The following is a 23,026-nucleotide window of genomic DNA, read 5'->3' as shown; positions in this document are numbered from 1 at the left end:
CGCTTCGGCGCCTGGAGCGATCACTTTCGCGAATATGCGTTCGTTGACGTCTGACCGTTATGCGCCCGATTTCTGTCGCTCGCCGCAGACGCGCCAACGACTCAAACTGGGCGAGCGCCGGCAGTTTGCCCCGCGCGCCCCGGTAATCTTCGATGACCTTTTTTCGATTCGTCGCGAACCGGATTCGTCGAGAGCCGAACGACGATCGGCGCGAGCGCGCGGCCAGCGAAGCGCACCGTGCCGGCATCGCGTTCCTCGATGCGCAAGCCGGATCGCGAGGCACTCGCGAGGCGCCGCGAAAACCAGCCGTTCCGCGGCGTTTGCGCGATCAATAGCGCGCGTCGGCCGGCTTCTTGTCCCTCGGCCAGTCCTTGACCTTGCCCGCGAAGTCCGGCCGCGGCTGGTGCGTGAAATATTCGGCGACGTCCACGGATTCCTGATCGGTCAGCCCGCCTTGTCCAAGCGGAAAACGATCGTGGAATGCGATCGGCATGTTGCGCTTGACGAATCCGGCGGCCGTATACGTGCGCGCCATGCCCGCGCCGATGTTGAACGATTCGTCGCCCCAGAGCGGCGGGTACACCCACCGGCCTGCGTCATTCCTGACGCCCTCGCCGTTCGAGCCGTGGCACAGCGCGCACTGCGCCGCATAGATCTGCTTGCCGTTGCCGACGTCGGGCACGATCCGCTGGCTGATCCTGCCGACGCCACGGCCCTCGACCTTGTCTCCCGGCTTGGTTTCGCGTCGCATCCAGTCGAAGTAGGCGACCATCGCCTTCATCTGCTCCGAGTCCGGCGGCAGCGGCTTGCCGTTCATCGACCGCAGGAAGCAGCCGTTGATGCGGTCCGCGAGCGTGATCACCCGGCCGGCGCGCGGCGCATAGCCGGGAAAGAACGCGGATACGCCGACGTACGGCGAGCCGCCGGCGACCGTGCCCGCGTTGAGGTGGCAGCTCGCGCAGTTCAGTGCATTGCCGACGTTCTTCGGCAGCATCTGGCGCGTGTCGATGTTCAGGCGCGCCCCCAGCGTGAGTTGGCCCGCGTTGGGCGCGGCGAGCATGTCGGCGAGGCGCGGCGTCTGGAACCGCGTGCCGTCTCCCGCGCCCGCGCGCAGTTGCCTGCGCATGCCGCCGACCGTACCGGCGCCGATCGCGCGGGCGTCCGCCCGGCCCCAGCTCTTGCGCGCGAAGTTCAGGATCTCCGCGATCTCCTGATCGCTCAGTTGCGCGAACGCAGGCATGGTCAGCACCCGCGCATGACGCACCGTCTGCGCGGAACGCCAGCCGGTCAGCATGATGTGGACCAGCGTGGATGGGTCCTCCGACTGCAGCGCGGCGTTGCCCGCCAACGGCGGAAAGACGTCCCGCACGCCGGCCCCGTCCGAACGGTGGCAGTCGTTGCAGAACTGCAGGTAGCCCAAGCCGCCTCGCGACGTGTAGAGATCGGCCGGCACCCATGACGACGGAGCGGCGGCCGGCGATCCCGCGGGCGTGATCGCCGGCGCCGCGCCTCGCGGCACCTGCATCGGCTTGTCGTGCCCGGCGGCGGGCAGCGATTCGAGATACGCGCCCACGGCCAGCAGATCGCCGTCGCTCATGTACTGCGTACTGTGCTGGACCACGTCCACCATGTTGCCCGACGCCGTGCCGTAGCGGTTGCGTCCGGTCTTGAGCATCTCGGCCGTGTCCCGCGGCGTCCACAGCGCGCGCAGGCTGAGCGCGCGCCAACCTTCGACGGTCTCGCCGGCGAGGAAATACTGGCCGGCGGAGCCCGCCCCCGACATCGCCTTCTCCTGGAGGCCGAGCCCGCGCGGCGTATGGCAGGCGCCGCAGTGGCCGAGCCCCTGGACGATATAGGCGCCCCGGTTCCATTCGGCGCTCCGGGTCGCGTCGGGCTGGAACGGCGTGTCGTCGAGGAAGGCCCATTTCCACAGCGCGAGGCCCCAGCGCTGGTTGAACGGAAAGCGCAACGCGAGCGCGCGGTTGGCCTGCGGCACCGGCGCCACGCCCTTCATCAGGTACGCGTACAACGCCCGCATATCCTCCGGCGACACCTTCGCATACGACGGATAAGGCATCGCCGGGTAGAGATGATGGCCGTCGGCCGCGACGCCCGTGCGCATCGCGCGATCGAATTGCTCGAACGTATAGCGCCCGATGCCGGTCTGCGGGTCGGGCGTGATGTTGGTCGAGTGCAACTCGCCGAATGGCGTCTGCAACGTCAGGCCGCCCGCCAGCGGCTTCGACTTGTCGCCGGTGTGGCACGCAACGCAGTCGCCCAGTCGCGCGATGTAACGTCCGCGCTCCGCCTGCGCGCGCGTCGCGGCGTCGAGATCGGAGGAATAGTCGGCCGGCAGATCGTCGATGATCCGCGGCGCGGCGGCGTGCGCGGACGCCGGCCTCGCAGACGAAATCTGGGCGAAGGCGGCTGCCACGAAAAGCCCCGCGATCGCACATCGTGCGAGCGTGTTACCCCATGACTTCATAGTGGTCCCCGGAAGGCGTGCTTTATTTTGATCGGCGGCATGCGTGGGAAGGACGCGGCGCGCGTGCCGCGCGCGTCGGCGCCGACGCGCGCTTCGCAGCGAGCCCGGCGCATCGCGATGCCTTTGTGGGTCGTCAGTACGGGGTCAGTATGAGGTCATCTTTGCGCTGTGCGCTTGATTCCCGTCAAGCAGGATCAGCCGCGGCGGCATGCCGGCCGGCATGGCCCGCGATCATCGATGGACACCGCATGCGACGATTCGATTCGGCTTAGCCGTCGGGCGAGCTATCGGTTCCCGCGAGCGGGAATCCGCCTCCACGTCAGCCACACGATCAGCGCGAACAGCACGTACGCGACGGTGAACGCCCACGCAGGCAAGTCGTAGTACAGCAGCCGGCCGACCCAGCGCTGCACGAAGCCCTGCGCACCCGGTGCGCCGGTGCGCAGCCGGTCTTCGAGCACCGTCAGCGGGCAATCGATGCCGAGCACCGCCAACGCGGCGACGACGCCGATCGCGAGCAAATGCGCGAGCCGGAACGTCCGGTCGCGCACCCAGCGCCATCCGAGCGCCGCGCCCGTCCAGATCGCGGCGAGCCCGCCGACGATGAACAGCACGATCAGCGCGTGCACGACGAGTACGATATCGGCGAGCCAGGTCATGAGGTCCCATGCGCGAGCGGCGGCATGCCGCGCGGGCGGCATGCGCATGTCGGCACGCTGCCCGCCGGGATCATTGTATCGATGTCGACGCGTGCGGAACGCGCGCCGCCGCGGCTGCATCGTGGCGGCAGCTAGCGGCCCGGCCGGCCCGGGCGCTTCGTCCGGAGCACCGGGACTCGGTCGTATTGGTTGCGATTAGTTGGTCGTATCGGTCCTGTACCGGCCCTCAGTGCGCCGGCTTGTCGAGCACCGCATACCACGAGCAGACCACGCCCGCCGGCGCGACGCCGCCCGCTCCGTTCGAATGCGGCGCGGTGCGCACGATCGATCCGGCGAGCGCGGGCCGCTGCTTGGTGCCGTTCGGCCAGGCCGGACTCAGGTAGCCGACGCAATCGTAGATCCACTCCTCGCCGCCCACCTTGCCGCGGCCCTGGAACCTCACCGCATTGGGCGAGCCGTAGTCGATGTAGCCGCTCAGCGTCAGTTCCCAGCCATCGCCGTAAATACGTCCCTTGAAGACGCCCATTGGCGCCGCGATCGGATGGCCGAGCTCGTCGATATCGTCGCGTGTCGCTTCTCGCACGCGCATTCGCACCGTCCGCGCCGCCCGATCACGCGCGACGCGGCTCTTCGGCTGCGTCATCGCGTCATGCGTCGGCCCAAGGGAAAACCCTATAATATCGGCGTCGGCGCGGGTTCTATTCGTTCATCCCCGCCCGACCGACAAGCCACGCGCGGAGGCCCGATCCGCGTCACATTTTGCGCGGCCGTTGCCGCGAATCCATCATGAAGCGAATCGGCGCGTTTTTCATCGCAACCTGGGCGGCCGCCGCAATGCTCTACCTGGGGCGGCATTCGGTGCCGATGATGGCGATGAGCGGCGTCGTCGCGCTCGCCAGCTTCGATCTGCTTCGTCCGTAAAACGGCCACGGCACGCCGCGGGCGACATCTCGACATCTCGGCGGCGCCGGTTCGCCGCCGCGACGCGAACTCTAGAAGAACCCGTCAAAAACGGCGAATGTCGCACGTGCGCGTCACACCCTTTCATTCAGCATCCCAAATCATTTCATCGGCCCGCCTTTTTACTTTCATTTTTCGTTCGCCACTCAAATAGTGAACGGGTGTGTCACTTTTTCTCTGTCAACAGTGACAGCTAACGAAACTGGCAGTTACCCGAGAGAACGGTGCTCGCATACGCTTAGCGCGCTCTCGTCCCCACAAGGGTCAGAGCTTGACAACGTCGCACTCTCTCAAAAGGACACACTCGATGAACAGGACCGCCGATTTTGCACTCTCCCTCTCCCCGCTGTGCAGGCGACTTGCCTGCGTGTGGCCGCTCGCGCTCGCCGCCGGCGTCGCGCACGGCGCGACGGACTGGGTCGATACGCATACCCAAGCTTTCCTGAATCACGCGCAACTCGACACGCTCGCCCGCAGCGCGAACACCCCGTCGCTCGAGCTCGCCTCCGGCGAAGCCGCGCACGTCGTGATCAGCCTGAAGCTGCGCAACGCCGAGCAGTTGAAAGCCGTCGCGCGCAACGTCAACGATCCGCATAGCTCGCAGTACCGGCAGTACATCACGAGCGCGCAGTTCCTGTCGAACTACGCGCCGACCAACGCGCAGGTGAAGCAGGTCGTCGACTATCTGCGCAAGAACGGCTTCGTCGACGTCCGCGTCGCGCCGAACCGCATGCTCGTCTCCGCGCGCGGCACCGCAGGCACGGTCAAGCAGGCGTTCAACACGCCGCTCGTCCACTTCGAGTACGCGGGCCGCTCGGGCTTCGCGAACGCTTCGACGGCGCAAGTGCCGCGCGCGCTCGGCGACATCGTCGGCTCCGTGCTCGGTTTGCAGAACGTCGCGCGCGCGCGGCCGCTGTCGAAGATCGGCGCGATCGCGAAGCCGCAGGCGCTCGCATCCGGCACGGCGACGGGCCACTATCCGTCCGAATTCCCGGCGCTCTACAACGCGACCGGCGTGCCGAACGCGGCGAACGCGACGGTCGGCATCATGACGATCGGCGGCGTGTCGCAAGCGTTGTCGGATCTGCAGCAGTTCACGAGCGCGAACAGCTATCCGGACGTGTCGACGCAGACCGTGCAGACCAACGGTTCCGGCGGCAACTACAGCGACGATCAGGAAGGCCAGGGCGAATGGGATCTCGACAGCCAGTCGATCGTCGGCGCCGCGGGCGGTCAGGTCGGACAACTGATCTTCTACATGGCCGACCTCAACGCGTCGGGCAACACCGGCCTCACGCAGGCGTTCAACCAGGCCGTGTCGGACAACACGGCGAAAGTGATCAACGTATCGCTCGGCTGGTGCGAAACCGACGCGAACGCGGACGGCACGCTTTCCGCCGAAGAGCAGATCTTCACGCAGGCGGTCGCGCAAGGCCAGACGTTCGCGGTGTCGTCGGGCGACGAAGGCGTCTACGAGTGCAACAACCGCGGCTATCCCGATGGTTCGAACTACTCGGTATCGTGGCCCGCGTCTTCGCCGCACGTGCTCGCGATCGGCGGCACGACGCTCTACACGTCATCGTCGGGCGCATTCTCGAACGAAACCGTGTGGAACGAAGGGCTCGACGGCAACGGCAAGCTGTGGGCGACGGGCGGCGGCGTCAGCACGATCCTGCCGAATCCGTCGTGGCAGTCGGGCAGCAACCGCAAGCTGCCCGACGTGTCGTTCGACGCCGCGCAGAGCACGGGCGCGTATATCTACAACTACGGCCAGTTGCAGCAGATCGGCGGCACGAGCCTGTCCGCGCCGATCTTCACCGGTTTCTGGGCACGGATCCTGTCGGCGAACGGCACCGGCCTCGGCTTCCCGGCCGCGCGCTTCTACCATTCGATTCCGACGCATGCGTCGCTCGTGCGCTACGACGTCACGTCCGGCAACAACGGTTATTCGGGATACGGCTACAAGGCGTCGACCGGCTGGGACTACCCGACCGGCTGGGGCAGCATCAACATCTCGAACCTGAATCAACTGATCCAGTCGGGCGGCTTCAATTGAGCGGGCGCTCGTAGCGCGATAGCGGCAAGCGGCCGGCGCGGCAGGAGGACGCGCCGCGCGCCGCCAATGCGTCAGCTCACCGCGCGCTTCGCGTTGCGTCCGCGCAGCCATTCGAGCGCGAGCAGCAGACACGTCGAGAACACGATGAGGATCGTCGCGAGCGCGGCGATCGTCGGGCTGATGTTCTCGCGAATGCCGGTGAACATCTGGCGCGGCAGCGTCGTCTGATCGGCGCCCGCGAGGAACAGCGTGACGACCACTTCGTCGAACGACGTCGCGAACGCGAACAGCGCGCCCGACATCACGCCCGGCGCGATCACGGGCAGCGTCACGCGAAAGAACGTGGTCACCGGATTCGCGCCGAGCGACAGGCTCGCGCGCACGAGATTCTGGTTGAAGCCCTGCAGCGTCGCGGCGACCGTCGTCACGACGAACGGCACGCCGAGCGCCGCGTGCGCGCAGATGAGCCCCGCGTACGTGTTCGCGAGGCCTAGCGGCGCGAAGAACAGATACATGCCGACGCCCACCACCACGACGGGCACGATCATCGGCGACAGCAGCACCGCCATCAGCAGCCCCTTGCCGCGAAAATCGGTCTTCGTGAGGCCGATCGCGGCGAGCGTGCCGAGCACGGTCGCGACGAGCGTCGCGGCCGGCGCGACGATGAAGCTGTTCTTCGCGGCCATCCGCCACTCGTCGGACGCGAGCAGGTTCTCGTACCAGCGCATCGAAAAGCCCGGAATCGGATAGACGAGGAACGTGCTCGACGAGAACGACAGCGGCACGATCGCGAGCACGGGCAGGATCAGGTACAGCAGCGTCAGCGCGACGAGGCCGCGCAGCGCGAAATACCATGCGCGCTCGATCCCCGACATGTGCGGCGCGAAAAGCGGCTTCGCCAGCAGTTTCATGTTCGTTTCCCCCTGTTGGTCCCGTCTTTGCTCAGCCGAGGCTCGGCTGCGAGCGCGTGAAGCGTCCGTAGATCGCGTACAGCACGAGCGTCGCGGCGAGCAGCAGGCCGCCGAGCGCGCACGCCATTCCCCAGTTGATCGTCACGTTCGTGAAGTACGCGACGTAGTAGCTGACCATCTGATCGTTCGGACCGCCGAGCAATGCGGGCGTGATGTAGTAGCCGATCGCGAGGATGAACACGAGCAGCGCGCCCGCGCCGACGCCCGGATAGGTCTGCGGCACGTACACGCGCCAGAACGCCGCGAACGGATGGCTGCCGAGCGACACCGCCGCGCGCTGATAGCTCGGCGGAATCGACTTCATCACGCTGTAGAGCGGCAGGATCATGAACGGCAGCAGGATGTGCGTCATCGAGATGTACACGCCGACGCGATTGAACAGCAGCGCGAGCGGCTGCGAAATCAGGCCGACGTCGATCAGCGCGCGATTGACGAGCCCTTCGCTTTGCAGCAGCACGATCCACGCGGCGACGCGCACGAGCACCGACGTCCAGAACGGAATCAGCACGAGGATCATCGCGAGATTCGCGCGGCGCTCGGGCAGCGTCGAGATCCAGTACGCGAGCGGGTAGCCGAGCGCGAGCGCGAACAGCGTGACCGCGAAGCCGATCAGCAGCGTGCGGCCGAACACCGCGAGATAGATCGATTGATCGGGATCGGCGGGCACGATGCTGCCGAAACCGTCCTGCTTGTGATCGAGCGCCGCGAGCAGATAGAACGGCGAATAGCGGCCGCTGTTCTTCGCGATCGCCTGCCAGTACGCGGGGTCGCCCCAGCGCGCATCGAGCTCGAGCAGCTTCGCGCGCGTCTGCGCGGGCGCGAGCGGCGCGTTCGCGTCGCCCGTCAGCGGCATCGCGCGCGCGGTCTTCGCGACGAGCGACCGATAGCCGGGAATCTCGGTGTTCAGGCGCCGTGCGAGCGCGCCCATCGCCTCGCCGTCGGCGACCTGCGTGAGGTCGGCGGCGAGCGCCGCGTAAGCGGCATCGGCGGGCGGCGCCTTGCGGTCCCAGTTCGACAGCGCGGCGACGGTGCGCGGCAGCGCAGCCGCGATCTCGGGATTCTGCACGGCGCGCGTGAGCAGCGCGCCGATCGGCACCACGAACACGAGCAGCAGGAATATCGCGAGCGGCGCGACGAGCAGCAGCGCCATCGCACGCTTCCTGGCCTCGGCCGCCTTCAGTTCACGCTTGAGCGATGGAGTCGGCGGCGCCGACTGCGTAGCGATCGTCATCGTATTCAACGGTTGTCTCCAGCCGAAACGCCGTTCGGAGGAACGCCGCGCGCGCCGTCATGACGCGCGGGGCCGTTTGCTTCATCGGCTCATGCGGCCGTCACTTCGACGCCCAAGCGGCAAAGCGCTGCTCGAGTTCGTCGCCGTGATCGGTCCAGAACGTGATGTTCTGCAGCACCGCGTTCTTGCCGTTCGCCGGCGAGTTCGGCAGGTTCGCGAGCGTCTTCGCGTCGAGCGCCTTGATCGCGGCGACGTTCGCGGGGCCGTACGCGATGTGCTGCGCGTAGTCCTGCTGCGGCTTCGACGACAGCGTGTACGCGATGTACTTCTCGGCGAGCGCCTTGTTCGGCGTGCCCTTCGGAATCGCCCAGTAGTCCAGATCGTAAATGCTGCCGTTCCACACCACCTTCAGGTTCTTGCCTTCCTTCTGCGCGGCGCTGATGCGGCCGTTGTAAGCGGTCGACATCACGACGTCGCCCGCGACGAGGAACTGCGGCGGCTGCGCGCCCGCTTCCCACCACTGGATGTTCGGCTTCAGCTCGTCGAGCTTCTTGAACGCGCGATCCTGGCCCGCCTTCGTCGCGAGCACCTTGTAGACGTCCTTCGGCGCGACGCCGTCCGCCATCAGCGCGAACTCGAGGTTGTAGCGCGCGCCCTTGCGCATCCCGCGCTTGCCCGGGAATTTCTTCACGTCCCAGAAATCGGCCCAGCCGGCGGGCGCGCTCTTGAGCTTGTCCGCGTCGTATGCGAGCGCCGTCGACCACACGAAGAAGCCGACGCCGCAGGTTTGCGGCGATTCGGCAATCAGATCGGACTTCTTCGCGATCTTCGCCCAGTCGAGCTTCTCGTACAGGCCTTCGTCGCAGCCGCGGTTCAGGTCGCCCGACTCGACTTCGACGACGTCCCAGTTCACGTGCTTCGCCTCGACCATCGCCTTCACCTTCGCCTGCTCGCCGTTGTATTCGACGGCCGTCACCTTGTTGCCGGTCGTCTTCTCGAACGGCTGGTTGAACGCGGCCTTCTGCGCGTCGCCATTCGCGCCGCCGAAGTTGACGACGGTCAGCTCGGCCGCGCCGGCCGTCGCGCAGAACGCGGCGAGCGACAGCAGCGCAACCGCGCGGCGCGGCGTGTTGAACGTGTGGTGCATGATGTTTCCTCTCGTGACGGATGATGGAGCGTGGTGGTTATACGAAGAGCGACGCGCAACGCGCGGCTTCGCGTTCATGCGAAGACCCGCAGATGCTCGGGCTGGAACTCGAGCGAGACCGGCGCGCCGGGCGCGAACGCATCGAGCGCGCCGGTGCCGAGCGGCACCTTGACGAAGCATTCGTCCTGCCCCGGCAACGCGCAGCGCATCCGGACGTGATCGCCGAAGTAGATGAGGCTGCGCGCTTCGCCGAATAGCGCGTTCGCCGCGCCGCCTGCCGCGCCGTTCGCCGCGCGGCCGCCGCCCGGCGCGACGTTCATCCGCTCCGGACGAATGCATGCGATGCCCGACGCGCCCACTTGCGCGTTGCCCGTATTCAGGCCGACGAGACGCGTGCCGTCGTCGAGCCGGAACTCGCAAAACTCGCCGTTCACGCTCGCGACGGTGCCGCGCAGCCGGTTGCTGTCGCCGATGAAATTCGCGACGAACTCGTTGCATGGCGATTCGTAGAGCCGGTCGACGGTGTCGAGCTGCTGCACGATGCCCTTGTCGAACACCGCGACGCGATCGGACATCGTCAGCGCCTCGCCCTGATCGTGCGTCACGTAGACGAAGGTCAGGCCGAGCTTTTCGTGCAGCGCCTTCAGTTCGTACTGCATGTGCTCGCGCAACTGCTTGTCGAGTGCGCCGAGCGGCTCGTCCATCAGCACGAGCTTCGGCTCGAACACGAGCGCGCGCGCAAGCGCGATCCGCTGCTGCTGCCCGCCCGACAACTGCGCCGGATAGCGCTTCGCGAAACGCTCCATCTGCACCATCGTCAGCGCGGCGGCGACGCGCGCGTTGCGTTCCGCGGCGGGCAGGCGCCGCACGTTCAGCGGATAGTCGACGTTCTGCTCGACGCTCAGATGAGGAAAGAGCGCGTAGTTCTGGAACACCATGCCGATGTTGCGCTTGTGCGGCGGCACGTTGTTCAGCAGCTCGCCGTCGAGGCGGATCTCGCCTCCCGTCGGGAATTCGAAGCCGGCGAGCATCATCAGGCAGGTGGTCTTGCCCGAGCCGGACGGCCCGAGCAGCGTCAGGAATTCGCCGCGCCGGATGTCCAGATCGAGCGATTTGACGACGAGCGTTTCGCCGTCGTAAGTCTTGCGCACGCCGCGAAAGCTGACGATCACATCATCGGTCTTCATGGTCCCGTCCCCTTTTCGTCTTGGCTCGACATTTCGAGATGCGATTCACTATACGGTGCACACGGTTCTACAATAGGGAACCATTTCAATATTTTCGGTAGAACCACTTTGGATACCGTGATCCTCTCCGACTGGCTCGCCGCGCGACTCGAGCGGCACTCGGCCGAGCCGATGTACCGGCAACTGCTGCGCCTGATGCAGCAGGCGATCCTGTCGGGGGAGCTCACGCCCGGCACGAAGCTGCCGAGCTCGCGCACGCTCGCCACCGATCTCGCGATCGCGCGCAACACCGTGCTGCATGTGTACGACCAGTTGACGACGGAAGGCTACGTGCTGACGACGACGGGCAGCGGCACCTACGTCGCCGACACGCGCCCCGACGCGGCGGCGATGCGCGCGCAAGCCGGCGCGCTCGCGCATCCGTCAGACGAATCGCGCGACGTGCAGCAGCGCGCGCACGGCGCGCTGTCGACGCGCGGCGCGCAGTTGATCCGGCATGCGGGCGTGTCGCGCCGCCAGTGGGGCGCGTTCATGCCGGGCGTGCCGGACGTGTCCGAGTTTCCGACGCGCACGTGGAGCCGCCTGCAGGCGCGGCTGTGGAAGGAAGCGAATCCGGAACTGCTGACCTATGCGCCGGGCGGCGGCTACCGGCCGCTGCGGCGCGCGCTGTCCGACTACCTGCGCGTCGCGCGCTCGGTCAAATGCTCGCCCGACCAGATCATCATCACGACGGGCATTCATCAATCGATCGACCTGTCGGTGCGCCTGCTCGCCGACGTCGGCGATCGCGCGTGGGTCGAGGAGCCGTGCTACTGGGGCGTGCGCAGCGTGCTGCAGGCGGCGGGGCTCGTGCTCGCGCCCGTGCCCGTCGACCACGAAGGGCTCGCGCCGCGCGCGCAGGACCTGAAGCACCCGCCGCGGCTCGCGCTCGTCACGCCGTCGCATCAATATCCGCTTGGCATGGTGATGAGCCTCGCGCGGCGCCGGATGCTGCTCGAGTATGCGCGGCAGCATCAGTGCTGGATTATCGAAGACGACTACGACAGCGAGTTCCGCTACGGCAGCCGGCCGCTCGCGTCGCTGCAGGGGCTCGACGACGCGGGCCGCGTGATCTACGTCGGCAGCCTTGGCAAGATGCTGTTCCCGAGCCTGCGCCTCGGCTACATGGTCGTGCCCGAACATCTCGTCGAGACGTTCAGGACCGGGCTATCCGAGCTGTATCGCGAAGGACAGTTGATGCAGCAGGCCGTGCTCGCCGAATTCATCATGGACGGCTATCTGACGTCGCACGTGCGCCGGATGCGTGCGCTGTACGGCGAGCGCCGCCAGTTGCTGATCGACGCGATCCATGCGCGCTTCGACGATGCGCTGCCGGTGATGGGCGACGAGGCGGGCCTGCACCTCGTGCTCGGATTGCCGAACGGCTGCGACGATCGCGCGATCACGCAGACCGCGTTCGACGCGGGCGTGATCGTGCGTCCGCTCACGACGTACTACAACCACGCGGATACCGCGCGCGAGGGATTGCTGCTCGGCTACGCGTGCGTGCCGAACGAGCGGATCGCGCCTGCGTTCGACACGCTCGCGCAAACGATCGAAGTGCATCTGGATCGCAGTGCGAAGCAGCGTATCGCGTGACGCGCGTGACGCGCGCCGCTATTGCGGCTGCGCCGCCGCGCCGCCGCGATCGAGCGACGCCGCGCGCAGCGCCTCGCCCGGCTGCGTGAAGTAGCGCTGCCGCAGTTGCGCGATCTGCGTGTCGCGATCCTGCGGCGACAGATTCTGTGCGTCGATCTGCGCGCGCTGCGCCGCATATTCGTCGTACTTCGCGCGCCACGCGTCGTTCGCCTGCTGCATCTTCGCGACGCGTTCCGCGGCTTCCGGCCCGAGCGATTGCGCGAGCTGCGCGCGCATTTCGTCGGGCGACGCACCAGACTTCTGCGATTGCGCGATCCGCGCAATCGCATCGTTCTGCTGCTTTTCGCGCGCCTGCTCGGCACGCTGGTCGAGCGGCAGTTGCTGTTCGAGCGCCGCGAGGCGCGCGGCCCTCTGCGCGTCCGTCAACGAAGCGTCGCGCGCGATTCTCAGCCGCGCGAGATCGTAGCGCTGCCGCTGCTGCTCGGCGCCGAAGAACGGCTCGGCCCAGTCGCCGAGCGTGCGGCTCGCGATCGATGCGCGCTGGTCGAGCGCGAGCTGCAGCGCTGCGAGGTCGAGCTTGTTGCCGGGCGCGCCGCCGTCCGGCAGCTTCGCGAGTTGATCGAGATACGCGCGATAGCGTTTCCAGACGTCGAGCGCCTCGCCCTGCGCGACCGTGCCGTCGAGCTGCGCGGCGAGCTCGCGCGCGACGAGCGCATCGAGCGCCTGCGCGCTCAGCTCGCTCTGCGCGCTCAGGCAATAGTCGAAGAAATCGCGCACGGCCCGCGCCTTCGCGAGATGACCGTGCGCGTCGAGCGGCAGCCGCGGCGCCGACGAGCCGGCCAGCGACGCGGGCAGCCCGCTCGCAGCGGAGCCCACATCGGCGCTCTGCGCCGCGACGGCGGGCGCGGACGCGGTGACGCCCGGCGCGACGCCTGCCGCGCCGGCATCGCGCTTCGCCGGCGCGCCGACGACATACCAGACCGCGCCGGCCGCAACGACGCCGGCCGCACCGTAAAGCGCGACGCGTCGCGCGAAGCCGCCCTCACCCTTCATCGATTACACACCCTGCGTCTTCAGCCGGTTCGCATGCGTTCGGATCACCGCGACCGGGTCCTCCGCATACGCGCCGCGCACGCCGAGCAACTGGTTGATCTCGTCGAGGTGGTTCCACTTGTAGCTCGTGCTGAGCACCTGGCCATACAGCGAGCTGCAGCGCGACACGAGGCCGTCGTTCGCGCCGGAGCCGCGATTGATCATCACCGTGCCGGAGCCGAGCAGCGCGAGCGTCGACGGATCGAGCGTATTCGCCGGATCGACAACCGGGATCGTGCTCGTATCGGTTGCGCCCGTCACGCCGAGCGCCGACAGCGTCGGCTGGATCGCCGTGCCGCCCCACGAATACAGCAGATGCGTGTTGCCGCCGACCGTCTCCGTCGGCGCCCCCGTCTGGCATGAGCCCGGCGCGCCGAGGCCCACGCTTGGATAGTTCTGGTTGTACGTCGCGGTCTGCGACGTCGTCAGCGTCTTCAGCGCGGCGAGCGCGTCCTGATTCGTGTTGTTGTTGCTGCTCGTCAGGATGCCGAACACATTGACGAACGCGGCGATCACCGTCGACGACAATCCGGTCGGATCGTACGCCAGCACGGTTTGCACGAAGTCCGCGAACTCGGAGCCGCGATGCGGCGTGCCAATCGTCGTCACCGACGCGACGAGCTGCGGCGCGACGGCTGCGACGTAGCGCGACGTCAGCCCGCCCTGGCTATGGCCGATCAGGTTCACCTTCGATGCGCCCGTCGCGGCGAGCACTTGCTGCACGTATGCGAGCAGTTGTTCGCCGCGTCCGTTCGGCCCGTCGTCGCTCTGGAAGCCGGACAGGTTCGCGACGTAGACCTGCGCGCCGTGCGCCTGCAGATCCGCCTGGATGCCGTACCAGTAGTCGAGAACGTTCGCGTATCTGTCGGTGCCGGTCAGGCCGTGCACGAGGATGATCGGATATCGGGTCGCCGCGTAACTGTCGACGACGGTCGTCGCCGCGACGGCGGATTGCGTGCCGGCAAGCGAGAGAAAAGTCCCGATGCTCGCGGCCGGCGCCGCGCTCATCGCGAACGCGGCCGCCGCCGCCACTGCTCTGGATCGCATCGATCTGGCCATGTACGTCTCCTTTTGTTTGAATCGTATCGGATGAGGATATTGTTTCTGTGCGCCTGACTACGTTTTGCACTGCCCGAATACGCAGCCTGCATGCCGACGCAGTTGCACGGCCCAACGGCGCCGCCCAGGACGCGACGACGATCTTTGACGATTGAAACGAGCGCCTCCTGCGCCGGCCAAAGGAGTGAAGCATGTCTAACGAAAATTTTCCGTCGGTTAGACACGGCTCTCTAATCGATTGACGCTAGCGGCGAGGCCAAGCGGGTAAGCCGCCCGCATCGCGGATGCTGCACTGCGATGCGGGGGAAAGGAACGGATGGGGGGAGCTTAGAGCTTGGTGCTCAGACGGACCCACGCGGTACGGCCGGGCTCCGTGACGGGCACGTTCGCCGGATAGCCGAAACCGGCGTTGCCGGCGAGGTTCAGGTGCTCCGCATAAGCCTTGTCGAGCACGTTGTCGATGCCGACCGAGATCTGCACCGCCTTGCTCACGTTGTACTGCGCATGCAGTGACAGCACGCCGAAACCGGCGCTCGGGCCGAAGTCCTTGCCGACGACGTTGCCCTCGTTCAGCGCATAGCGATGCTGCGGCGCAACGACTCGCCACAGCCCGCCCGCCGACCACGGCCCGCGCGTGTACTCGACCCCAAAGCGCGCTTCGAGCGGCGGCATCTGCGGCAGCGGCGCGCCGCTTTGCACGTTGCGCCCCCACGCATACGCGAGCGACGCATCGAAACGCCACGGCGCGAGCGGGCGCCATGACGCGCCGAGCTCGCCGCCCATGATCTGCGCATTGACGTTCGTCGCCTGCGTCGTCTGCCCCATCGGGCCCGTCGCGTAATCGAACAGGATGAAGTCCTGCACGTAGCCCGCATACGCGGACACCCACGCGTCGAGCTTGTCGCTCTTGTACTGCGCGCCGATGTCGAGCTGCGTCGTCTTCTCGGGCTTGATCGCCGAGAACGCGTTGACCGAGCCGGTCGGGCCGCGCTTCGCGGAGAACAGTTCCCAGTAATCGGGGAAGCGTTGCGCATGACCGATGCCCGCGTACCACGTGACGGGCAGCGACGCGAGATCGCGCTCGTAGCGCACGAAGCCGCTCGGCAGCACGCGCGAGCGAAGATCGTCGAACGTCGGATTGCGCATGCTCATCTTCATGCCGCCCGTCGTCGCGCGCTTGTCGCGCGCGGCCGCATAGTCGATCCGCGCGCCGCCGATCACGCGCGACGCGTCGCTCGCATACCAGGTCAGCTCGCCGAACGCGCCCGCGTTCCACATGTTCGCCTGCGGATTCCACGGCTTGTCGCCGTAGTTCTGCATCCCCATCGCCGAGCGCGAGTCGAGGCGGTTCAACTGCGCGTCGACGCCCGTCACGAGCTGGAACGCGTCGGTGAAGCGCAGCGTTGCCGCGACGCGCGCGCCGAGCGTGCGGCGGCGGACTTCGGAGGCCATGCGCATCGGCATGCTGCTCGTCGGATCGGGCATCCGCAGCGTGTAGTTGTCCATCACGTGATCGGCTTCGTTGTAGAAGACCTGCGCCTCGACGCGGTCGAGCACGTCGCCGATGTGCTTCTTGTCGAACTTCAGGCCGAACGTCTCGCGCCGGAAATGCGCGCCGTCCATTCCGCGGCCCGCGTAGCGCGCGTAGCCGTCGCCCGTGCCCGCCGTCAGCTCGAGCCGCGTGTTGTCGTCGGGCGTCCAGCCGAGCGCCGCATCCGCGTTCCACTTGTCCCATTGCGACGGCACCGTGCGGCCGTTGCCGTCCTCGTAATCCTGCGAATGCGCGTGGTTCGCGGTCACGCGCCCGTAGAAGTCCGGCGTGCCGGCCGTCACGTCGACGTTCTGATCGTTGCGCCCGAACGAGCCGCCGACGACGCTTCCGTCGAAGCGCATGCCCGGCGTCTTGAAGCGCGGCGTCACGCGCTCGAACAGCACCGTGCCCGCCGACGCGCCCGGCCCGTACAGCACGGTCTGCGGCCCCTTGACGACCGTCACCTTGTCGTAGCTCTCGGGCGCGATGTACGACGTCGGCGCGTCCATCCGGCCGGGACATGCGCCGAGCGTCGACATGCCGTTCGCGACGATGTTCAGACGCGAGCCGAACATCCCGCGCAGCACCGGATCGCCGTTCGTGCCGCCGCTGCGGATCGACGCGAAGCCGGGAATCGTCTTCAGGTAATCGGCGCCGTCGCTCGCGGGCAACGGCTGGCGCGGCGTTTTCGGATCGGTGACGACGACGAGCGGCGTCGATTCGGGCGCCGCGACGATTTCGATCGTCGGCAGCATCGCGGCTTCCGGCGCAGCGCCGGCTGTCGTGCGGTTCGTCGCGGTGGCCGTCGCGTCGGGCGCAACGCTGCCCATCGCGCCAGGCGCGCCGTGACGGTGCGCGGCATCGTCGGTCTGCGCGGCGGCCGGCGTGAGATGGAACGCACCCGCTGCGAGCGCGGGTACGGTAAGCGTGATCGCGCGCCGCCGACGGCGCGCACGGTCTCCACGCGCGGCGTGCGCGTGACGCAAGAATTTGGATGTCATGAATCGAAACTCGAAAGACGCCCCTCCGCGCGATCGTCGGATCAAACGGATGCGGGGACTGCATGAACGGAAATGAAGTCAGGCGTTCAGGCGTCTGCCGGCGGCGCGCGCGGATAGGCGTGCGTGTAGCGCTCGAGCGGGGGCGCGGCGGCCCCGGAAGGAACGGACGGCGCGACGGCCGCCACGTGCATGGAGAAGAGCGATGGCGCGGCCGCGCCGATCGCCGGGCTGTGCGCGAAGAACGCGCAGTATCCGCATGCGTCGAGATGCAGCGCGTGATGCGCCGCGCCGTCGCGCGCCGGGCCGCCGTGCGCGACGCCCGCCGCGACCGGCCGTGCGCCGTGCTCGTCGCCGCAGATCACCGCGGCGGAAGACGGCGCGGCGGGCCGCGCGTTTGCCTGCGAGACGAGCGGCGCGACGCTCGCCAACCAGACCGCAAGCATGCCCAGCCAGGCAGTCAGTTTGCGGAATCGGTTGGACATGGTTCGGGATGGCGTAAAGGGAATGTAATGCCGCCCGAATGTTACAGAATGTTGGCTGGCTTGGGTAGCGTGAAACGGTCGCGGGGCCGGTCGTGGTCGCGCGAACCGCGCACGCGCATCGTTGCATCCGCAACGATGCGCGCCGCGGCGGCGAAGCGTGTCAGAACGTCATCCGGCGCAGCGTCGCGTCCCGCTTCACGAAGTGATGCCAGAGCGCGGCAAGTGCGTGCAGGCCGATCACGTAATAGAACACGTTGCCGATCAATTCGTGCGCTTCCTTGATCGTCGAACGCAGCGCCGCGTTCGGACCGAACAGCGTAAACGACCAGTCGATCCCCGCGAGCGTCACCGGCTTGCCGCCGAAGTTCAGCGTCATGATTCCGAGGAGCGGCTGCGCGACGATGAACACGTACAGCGCGAGATGCGCGAGCTTCGCGAACAGCGCGAGCCACGCCGGCTGCGGCAGCTCGCGCGGCGCGCCGCCCGCCAAGCGCCAGACGATCCGCAGCACGGCCAGCGCGAGCACGAGCGTGCCGGCAAGGTAATGGACGTTCGACCAGAACACCCGGCTGTCGGTCCCTTTCGGCCCGCGCACTTCGATCGCGAGGTACGCGAGCGCGACGAGCAGGAAAATCGCCCAATGGAAGAAGACGGCGGGACGGCTGTAGCGCGCCTGGCCGGCGAGGATACGATTCATGATCAGTCTCGTTCGTATTGAAGGGAACCACCGGATCGCGCGCGGCGTCGCACACGACGTTGTCGAATTGTAATGACGCGCGATGCGCGGGCCCTGCGGCTCGATCAAGTTTCCGCATGATCGCGGATCGCGTGCCGGGCGGGCTCGGGTAGAGCCGCATGTCGGCGCGGCAATGCTTGAACTATTCTCGAATCAATATTCGAGCAGTCGGGCACGCATCCGCCACGACGCCCGCTTCACCGCTACACGCAAGGCCCCATCATGCAGAAAGCCGCTTTTGTCGCAGCCTACAGACTGGTCGGCTGCGGACTGATCCTTTCCGCGACCTGTCACAGCATCGCACGCCGATGGAACACGCCGACTTTCCGGCTCGACAACTTCCTCAGCTACTTCACGCAGCTCAGCAGCCTGTATGCGGCCATCGTGCTGCTCGCGGGATTATGGCTTGCGACGAAACCGCCGTCGCGACGATACGAGTCCGCGCGCGGCGCCGTCGTGCTGTACATGGCGATCACGGGCATCGTCTACGAGCTGCTGCTCGCGCATCTGGACACGCTGCATCATGCGACGCCTTATTATACGAACTGGATATTGCATCGGATCATCCCGATCACGGTGTTTCTCGACTGGCTGTACGTCGCGCCGCGCGTGCGGATCGACTGGTCGCAGCTCGCGCGGTGGCTCGCGTTTCCGGTCGCGTATCTCGGCTATACGCTCGTGCGCGGCGCGCTGATCGACTGGTACCCGTACCCGTTCGTCGATCCGCGCGCGCACGGCTATCTGATGGTCGCCGCATACAGCGGCGCGATCGCGGCGGGCAGCCTCGGTTTCGCCGCGCTGATCGTGCTGCTCGGCAACCGCGCCGGCGCGCTCGCGCCGCAGACGGAGCACGCTTGACGACGGCGCCGCGCGCACGCGCGCACGCCGGATGGCCGGGCCCGGTGGCGACACGATCGCGCCGCTCAGCCGCGCATCGCGCGCGGCGGGCGGCGCTGGAAGTCGGTCAGTAGCCGTTGCGCGGCAGCAGGCCGAGCGGATCGACGGCCTTGCCGTTGCGCCGCACTTCGAACTCGAACGTCGAGCGGCCGCTCGCGTCGGTCGCCATCTCCGCGACCGGCTGGCCCGCGCTCACCGCGTCGCCTTCGTTGACGAGCAGCCTGTCGTTGTGGCCGTACGCGGTGATGAGACCGTTCTCGTGCTTCAGGATCACGAGCGGGCCATAGGCGGCGACGCCCGTTCCCGCGTACACGACGCGGCCGGGCGCGGCGGCGCGCACCGTGCGATCGCCGCCCGCCGAGGTGATCACGATCCCGTGGTTCCTGCCGGCACCGAACGGCGTCGTCACGGTGCCGCGCGCGGGCCACGCGAGCGCCGGCGCGGCCGCTTGCGGCTGCGCGGCGGGTGGCGCAAGCGCCGCCGTGCTCGGCGGTGGCGCGACGCGCAGCACCTGGCCGGGCGTCACCATGTCGGTCAGCGCCATGTGGTTCCAGCTCGCGACGTCGAGCGGGCGCTGCCCGAACGCGGACGCGATGCTTGCGAGCGTATCGCCCGAATTCACGCGGTAATAGCCGGCGGGCACGCCCGACGACGCGCGCTGCGCCGACTGCGGCGGCACGTGCGTCGGCTGCCAGGAGTCGGTCCACGGCGTCAGCGTGCAACCGCCGACGAGCGCCGCGCCTGCCGCGACGAGCGCCGTGCGCACCGTCCAGCCGATGCCGGACCGTTGGACGAACAGAATGCTTCTCAAGCGTACCTCCATCAATTCACTTCGCTGCGGCAGCGCGCTCGCCGCCGCCGGGACTTCGTGCGCGATCGGCCCGGCAAGCCCGGCGAACCGCACCCGGCCGGGCCGACGCATCGCGAGCCGCGCCATTCCGATCGGACCTCAAACGCTGCCTTCGGTTTCGACGACGAGAATCCGGGCCTCGCCGAGCGGGCACGCGACATGTTCCGTCCCTGCCGATGCGAAAAAGATGTCGCCTGCCTCCAGGACGGCCGCGTGCTCGACGCCGGCGTCGCGATAGCGCATCTCGACCCGGCCGTCGAGCACGACGAACACCTCTTCGCCATCGTTGACGTGCCATTTGTACGGCTGATCCGTCCAATGCAGGCGGGTCGTGATGCCGCGCATGTTGGCGATGTCGACGGCGCCCCACGCCCGCGGCGCGGTGAAGCTCTTGCTGCGTACGATCTTCATGGACATTCCCGTGGCACCGTGGCGGCCGGCGCGACGATCGCGCGGCACCATGCCGGACGGATAGTAACTCGCCGGACATCGCCGACGTAAGTTGTCGGGGAATCGGCCGATCGGCGAAGGCGCGCGCGACGAGCGCGCTCACCCGCTACGAGCGGCGGTGCAGCGTCCGGAATGCGGTGTTGAATCCCGGCGCGCCATCCGCCGCGCGCCGCGCGCCCGGTGCCCGGATCGGAATTGACGGCGGCACACGCGCGACCGCCCTGTTTCGGCGCGCCAAAAAGCTCAGCCCGCACGTTCCAACGAATGGAACACGCGGGCTGAGAACTGCCATGCGTGGGCCGCGACTCGCCGCGCTCGCGTTCAGCCGCGACGCGCGACGGACAACCGTGCCGCTCAACGACCCTTGTAGACCGGTGCGCCGTCGGCGATGCGCTTCACCTTGTTCGGCGCGCCCGATTCGGCCGCGGCCGCCGGCTGCGCGCCGTAGCCGCTCGTGTCGGCTTGCGCGGCGACGTTTTGCTGGCCGTGGATCTTGGCTTCGGCAGCCTGGATTTCCTCGGGGTAGTTCACGCGGTCGGAAGCCGGGTTATAGCCCGCCTGCTCGAGCTGGATGAGCTCGGCCCGGACTTGCGCGCGGGTCACCGAGCCATTCGATTGCTGGGCGAACGAAACGGCCGGAACGGCGAGGGCGGCGGCGACTGCGACGGTAGCGAAAAGCGATTTCATGATCAAACCTCCGTGATTTTTTGCTTCGCCGCAAGCACCATGCGAGCAGCGATTAATCACAGTCTAGTCACGGAGGCACTTAGGGAAAACCATGAATCGACGAAAACACTGTTTCGAGACCGATAACAATCGCCGTTCCATCCCTAGAAAAAACCGACCAATAACGTAGACGATCGCAACAATTACCGATCTCGCGTGTCACTCGGCCCAGTTCGCGTGGAAGCTGCCCGGCTTGTCGGTGCGCTCGAACGTGTGCGCGCCGAAGAAATCGCGCTGCGCCTGCACGAGGTTCGCGGGCAGGCGCGCCGACCGGTAGCTGTCGAAATACGCAACCGCCGACGCGAACGCCGGCACGGGCACGCCCGCCTTCACCGCGGCGATCACGACGTTGCGCAGCGCGGACTGGTAATTCGCCGCGATGTCCTGGAAATACGGGTCGAGCAGCAGATTCGCGAGCGCGGTGTTCTTCGCATACGCATCGGTGATCTTCTGCAGGAAGCGCGCGCGGATGATGCAGCCCGCGCGGAAGATCTTCGCGATCGTGCCGAGATCGAGGTTCCAGCCGTATTCCTTCGATGCCGTATCGAGCTGCGCGAAGCCCTGCGCATACGAGATCACCTTCGACAGGTACAGCGCGCGGCGCACCGATTCGACGAACGCGGCGCGATCGCCTTCGAGCGGCGCGGGAGACGGCCCGCTCAGCACCTTGCTCGCCGCGACGCGTTGCGCCTTCAGCGACGACAGCACGCGCGCGAACACCGATTCGGTGATGAGCGGCAGCGGCACGCCGAGGTCGAGCGCGTTCTGGCTCGCCCACTTGCCGGTGCCCTTCTGCGCGGCGCGGTCGAGAATCACGTCGACGAGATGCTCGCCCGTTTCGTCGTCCTTCTTGCCGAAGATCTTCGCGGTGATCTCGATCAGGTAGCTGTCGAGCTCGCCCTGGTTCCATTCGGCGTAGACCTCGCCCAACTCGTCGTTCGTCAGGCCCGCGACCTGCTTGAGCACCGCGTAGCTCTCCGCGATCAGTTGCATGTCGCCGTACTCGATCCCGTTATGGACCATCTTCACGTAATGGCCCGCGCCGTCCGGCCCCATGTACGCGACGCACGGCTCGCCGTCCGCCGGCGCCTTCGCGGCGATCTGCTCGAGGATCGGCTCGACGAGATCGTATGCGTCGCGCTGGCCGCCCGGCATGATCGACGGGCCGCGCAGCGCGCCCTCCTCGCCGCCCGACACGCCCGTGCCGATGAAATGCAGGCCCGCCTGCGCGAGTTCCTGGTTGCGGCGGATCGTGTCGGTGAAGTGCGTGTTGCCGCCGTCGATCAGCACGTCGCCCTTGTCGAGCAGCGGCTTGAGCGCCGCGATCGTCGCATCGGTCGCTTCGCCCGCCTTCACCATCAGGAGGATGCGGCGCGGCGTTTCGAGCGACGCGACGAATTCCTCGAGCGTATAGGCCGGCACGAGCTTGCGATCGGGAAATTCGGCGATCAGTTCGTCGGTCTTCTCGCGGCTGCGGTTGTAGACCGACACCGCGTAGCCACGGCTTTCGATATTCAAGGCCAGATTGCGCCCCATCACCGCGAGACCGACCACACCGATTGCTTGTTTGCCCATTGTTCAATTCTCCGGAAAAAACAGGGCGCGACCCACCGGGGTCGCGCGCACAGGCGCAAGGATAAGGGAAACCGCGCGAGCGCGCCGCGAATGAAAGGCGTCCGGAGGCGAATCGGGTGGCGGCTCGGTTTGACGCCTCGCGACGTCTGGCGGTCCCTCGATGTGGCTTCGGCGGCGCTCCGGCGTTGATTCGGGATACTGTCGACGTGTCGTGGTCGAACGGATGGCGGTGTCCATGCTGCGATCGCGGGCCGTCGCGATTGGTTCGTTCTGCTCGTTCTACGATCTCTACG

The 23,026-nt window shown here is 67.4% G+C and carries 20 protein-coding genes and 1 pseudogene; 5 read left to right on the top strand and 16 right to left on the bottom strand.

The window, feature by feature from the left end:
- Positions 1-328: 328 nt before the first annotated feature.
- The 3 genes from AQ610_RS22015 to AQ610_RS22005 form a co-directional block, all read right to left on the bottom strand.
- Entirely contained in the window at positions 329-2,485 is a 2,157-nt protein-coding gene (locus tag AQ610_RS22015) for a c-type cytochrome (RefSeq protein WP_231749051.1), read from the bottom strand.
- Between the two features lie 284 nt (positions 2,486-2,769).
- Complete coding sequence (locus tag AQ610_RS22010) at positions 2,770-3,144, bottom strand: DUF2784 domain-containing protein (protein ID WP_015603733.1); 375 nt, start codon at positions 3,142-3,144, stop codon at positions 2,770-2,772.
- A gap of 226 nt (positions 3,145-3,370) precedes the next feature.
- Positions 3,371-3,733 carry a hypothetical protein gene (locus AQ610_RS22005; RefSeq protein ID WP_045554764.1) on the bottom strand — a complete coding sequence of 121 codons (363 nt, stop codon included), beginning with the start codon at positions 3,731-3,733 and terminating at the stop codon, positions 3,371-3,373.
- Positions 3,734-3,930: 197 nt separating this feature from the next.
- Between AQ610_RS22005 and AQ610_RS37955 the strand changes: the two genes are divergently transcribed.
- Positions 3,931-4,065 carry a hypothetical protein gene (locus tag AQ610_RS37955; RefSeq protein ID WP_009915691.1) on the top strand — a complete coding sequence of 45 codons (135 nt, stop codon included), beginning with the start codon at positions 3,931-3,933 and terminating at the stop codon, positions 4,063-4,065.
- A gap of 346 nt (positions 4,066-4,411) precedes the next feature.
- Complete coding sequence (locus tag AQ610_RS22000) at positions 4,412-6,160, top strand: S53 family peptidase (protein WP_043283077.1); 1,749 nt, start codon at positions 4,412-4,414, stop codon at positions 6,158-6,160.
- Between the two features lie 71 nt (positions 6,161-6,231).
- Here the strand turns inward: AQ610_RS22000 and AQ610_RS21995 are convergent, their stop codons facing one another.
- The 4 genes from AQ610_RS21995 to AQ610_RS21980 all read right to left on the bottom strand — a co-directional run bounded on the left by AQ610_RS21995 (position 6,232) and on the right by AQ610_RS21980 (position 10,696).
- Positions 6,232-7,071 carry an ABC transporter permease gene (locus AQ610_RS21995; protein ID WP_006028592.1) on the bottom strand — a complete coding sequence of 280 codons (840 nt, stop codon included), beginning with the start codon at positions 7,069-7,071 and terminating at the stop codon, positions 6,232-6,234.
- A 31-nt stretch (positions 7,072-7,102) separates the two neighbouring features.
- Positions 7,103-8,362 carry an ABC transporter permease gene (locus AQ610_RS21990; protein ID WP_006028591.1) on the bottom strand — a complete coding sequence of 420 codons (1,260 nt, stop codon included), beginning with the start codon at positions 8,360-8,362 and terminating at the stop codon, positions 7,103-7,105.
- Between the two features lie 100 nt (positions 8,363-8,462).
- Positions 8,463-9,509, bottom strand: coding sequence for an ABC transporter substrate-binding protein (locus AQ610_RS21985; RefSeq protein WP_006028590.1), 1,047 nt, complete (start codon positions 9,507-9,509; stop codon positions 8,463-8,465).
- A 74-nt stretch (positions 9,510-9,583) separates the two neighbouring features.
- Positions 9,584-10,696, bottom strand: coding sequence for an ABC transporter ATP-binding protein (locus AQ610_RS21980; protein WP_006028589.1), 1,113 nt, complete (start codon positions 10,694-10,696; stop codon positions 9,584-9,586).
- A 108-nt stretch (positions 10,697-10,804) separates the two neighbouring features.
- Here AQ610_RS21980 and pdxR point away from each other — a divergent pair, with 108 nt between their 5' ends.
- Positions 10,805-12,334, top strand: a complete 1,530-nt coding sequence (pdxR, locus tag AQ610_RS21975) for a MocR-like pyridoxine biosynthesis transcription factor PdxR (protein ID WP_006028588.1) — start codon at positions 10,805-10,807, stop codon at positions 12,332-12,334.
- Positions 12,335-12,352: 18 nt separating this feature from the next.
- Here the strand turns inward: pdxR and AQ610_RS21970 are convergent, their stop codons facing one another.
- From AQ610_RS21970 to AQ610_RS21950, 5 genes are all read right to left on the bottom strand, one after another.
- On the bottom strand, positions 12,353-13,387 hold the full coding sequence (locus AQ610_RS21970) for a lipase secretion chaperone (protein ID WP_006028587.1): 1,035 nt from the start codon (positions 13,385-13,387) through the stop codon (positions 12,353-12,355).
- Between the two features lie 3 nt (positions 13,388-13,390).
- Entirely contained in the window at positions 13,391-14,485 is a 1,095-nt protein-coding gene (locus AQ610_RS21965) for a triacylglycerol lipase (RefSeq protein WP_043283076.1), read from the bottom strand.
- Positions 14,486-14,812: 327 nt separating this feature from the next.
- Complete coding sequence (locus AQ610_RS21960) at positions 14,813-17,017, bottom strand: TonB-dependent copper receptor (RefSeq protein WP_006028585.1); 2,205 nt, start codon at positions 17,015-17,017, stop codon at positions 14,813-14,815.
- A gap of 86 nt (positions 17,018-17,103) precedes the next feature.
- Positions 17,104-17,499 (bottom strand): DUF2946 domain-containing protein, encoded by a 396-nt coding sequence (locus tag AQ610_RS21955; protein ID WP_043283075.1) that lies wholly within the window; start codon positions 17,497-17,499, stop codon positions 17,104-17,106.
- 160 nt (positions 17,500-17,659) lie between these two features.
- Entirely contained in the window at positions 17,660-18,196 is a 537-nt protein-coding gene (locus tag AQ610_RS21950; protein ID WP_009915702.1) for a cytochrome b, read from the bottom strand.
- A 261-nt stretch (positions 18,197-18,457) separates the two neighbouring features.
- Here AQ610_RS21950 and AQ610_RS21945 point away from each other — a divergent pair, with 261 nt between their 5' ends.
- Positions 18,458-19,093: a Pr6Pr family membrane protein gene (locus tag AQ610_RS21945; protein ID WP_006028582.1), complete on the top strand. Its 636-nt coding sequence runs from the start codon at positions 18,458-18,460 to the stop codon at positions 19,091-19,093.
- A 106-nt stretch (positions 19,094-19,199) separates the two neighbouring features.
- Here the strand turns inward: AQ610_RS21945 and AQ610_RS21940 are convergent, their stop codons facing one another.
- The 4 genes from AQ610_RS21940 to gnd form a co-directional block, all read right to left on the bottom strand.
- Complete coding sequence (locus tag AQ610_RS21940) at positions 19,200-19,955, bottom strand: peptidoglycan DD-metalloendopeptidase family protein (protein ID WP_080595207.1); 756 nt, start codon at positions 19,953-19,955, stop codon at positions 19,200-19,202.
- Positions 19,956-20,081: 126 nt separating this feature from the next.
- Positions 20,082-20,444 carry a cupin domain-containing protein gene (locus AQ610_RS21935; protein ID WP_009916235.1) on the bottom strand — a complete coding sequence of 121 codons (363 nt, stop codon included), beginning with the start codon at positions 20,442-20,444 and terminating at the stop codon, positions 20,082-20,084.
- A 342-nt stretch (positions 20,445-20,786) separates the two neighbouring features.
- Entirely contained in the window at positions 20,787-21,119 is a 333-nt protein-coding gene (locus AQ610_RS21930) for a DUF4148 domain-containing protein (protein WP_009916234.1), read from the bottom strand.
- A gap of 198 nt (positions 21,120-21,317) precedes the next feature.
- Entirely contained in the window at positions 21,318-22,733 is a 1,416-nt protein-coding gene (gene gnd / locus AQ610_RS21925; RefSeq protein ID WP_009916233.1) for an NADP-dependent phosphogluconate dehydrogenase, read from the bottom strand.
- On the opposite strand from gnd, the pseudogene AQ610_RS34480 reads away from it, so the two are divergent.
- Positions 22,722-22,866 (top strand): annotated as a pseudogene (locus AQ610_RS34480) (6-phosphogluconate dehydrogenase). The gene gnd and the pseudogene AQ610_RS34480 overlap by 12 nt on opposite strands.
- Positions 22,867-23,026: the final 160 nt, after the last annotated feature.

This window comes from Burkholderia humptydooensis (assembly GCF_001513745.1).
Taxonomy (GTDB): domain Bacteria; phylum Pseudomonadota; class Gammaproteobacteria; order Burkholderiales; family Burkholderiaceae; genus Burkholderia; species Burkholderia humptydooensis.
Note: the sequence above shows the minus strand (reverse complement) of the source record. Positions and strands in the feature narration are given on the sequence as shown.

Coding starts and splice junctions, on each gene's coding strand:
- AQ610_RS22000 (WP_043283077.1), top strand. CDS start 4,412: ATGAACAGGACCGCCGATTTTGCACTCTCCCTCTCCCCGCTGTGCAGG.
- AQ610_RS21995 (WP_006028592.1), bottom strand. CDS start 7,071: ATGAAACTGCTGGCGAAGCCGCTTTTCGCGCCGCACATGTCGGGGATC.
- AQ610_RS21965 (WP_043283076.1), bottom strand. CDS start 14,485: ATGGCCAGATCGATGCGATCCAGAGCAGTGGCGGCGGCGGCCGCGTTC.
- AQ610_RS21940 (WP_080595207.1), bottom strand. CDS start 19,955: ATGGAGGTACGCTTGAGAAGCATTCTGTTCGTCCAACGGTCCGGCATC.
- AQ610_RS37955 (WP_009915691.1), top strand. CDS start 3,931: ATGAAGCGAATCGGCGCGTTTTTCATCGCAACCTGGGCGGCCGCCGCA.
- AQ610_RS21985 (WP_006028590.1), bottom strand. CDS start 9,509: ATGCACCACACGTTCAACACGCCGCGCCGCGCGGTTGCGCTGCTGTCG.
- AQ610_RS21980 (WP_006028589.1), bottom strand. CDS start 10,696: ATGAAGACCGATGATGTGATCGTCAGCTTTCGCGGCGTGCGCAAGACT.
- AQ610_RS22005 (WP_045554764.1), bottom strand. CDS start 3,733: ATGCGCGTGCGAGAAGCGACACGCGACGATATCGACGAGCTCGGCCAT.
- gnd (WP_009916233.1), bottom strand. CDS start 22,733: ATGGGCAAACAAGCAATCGGTGTGGTCGGTCTCGCGGTGATGGGGCGC.
- AQ610_RS21990 (WP_006028591.1), bottom strand. CDS start 8,362: ATGACGATCGCTACGCAGTCGGCGCCGCCGACTCCATCGCTCAAGCGT.
- AQ610_RS21950 (WP_009915702.1), bottom strand. CDS start 18,196: ATGAATCGTATCCTCGCCGGCCAGGCGCGCTACAGCCGTCCCGCCGTC.
- AQ610_RS21955 (WP_043283075.1), bottom strand. CDS start 17,499: ATGTCCAACCGATTCCGCAAACTGACTGCCTGGCTGGGCATGCTTGCG.
- AQ610_RS21970 (WP_006028587.1), bottom strand. CDS start 13,387: ATGAAGGGTGAGGGCGGCTTCGCGCGACGCGTCGCGCTTTACGGTGCG.
- AQ610_RS21960 (WP_006028585.1), bottom strand. CDS start 17,017: ATGACATCCAAATTCTTGCGTCACGCGCACGCCGCGCGTGGAGACCGT.
- AQ610_RS22010 (WP_015603733.1), bottom strand. CDS start 3,144: ATGACCTGGCTCGCCGATATCGTACTCGTCGTGCACGCGCTGATCGTG.
- AQ610_RS21930 (WP_009916234.1), bottom strand. CDS start 21,119: ATGAAATCGCTTTTCGCTACCGTCGCAGTCGCCGCCGCCCTCGCCGTT.
- AQ610_RS21945 (WP_006028582.1), top strand. CDS start 18,458: ATGCAGAAAGCCGCTTTTGTCGCAGCCTACAGACTGGTCGGCTGCGGA.
- AQ610_RS21935 (WP_009916235.1), bottom strand. CDS start 20,444: ATGGTGCCGCGCGATCGTCGCGCCGGCCGCCACGGTGCCACGGGAATG.
- AQ610_RS22015 (WP_231749051.1), bottom strand. CDS start 2,485: ATGAAGTCATGGGGTAACACGCTCGCACGATGTGCGATCGCGGGGCTT.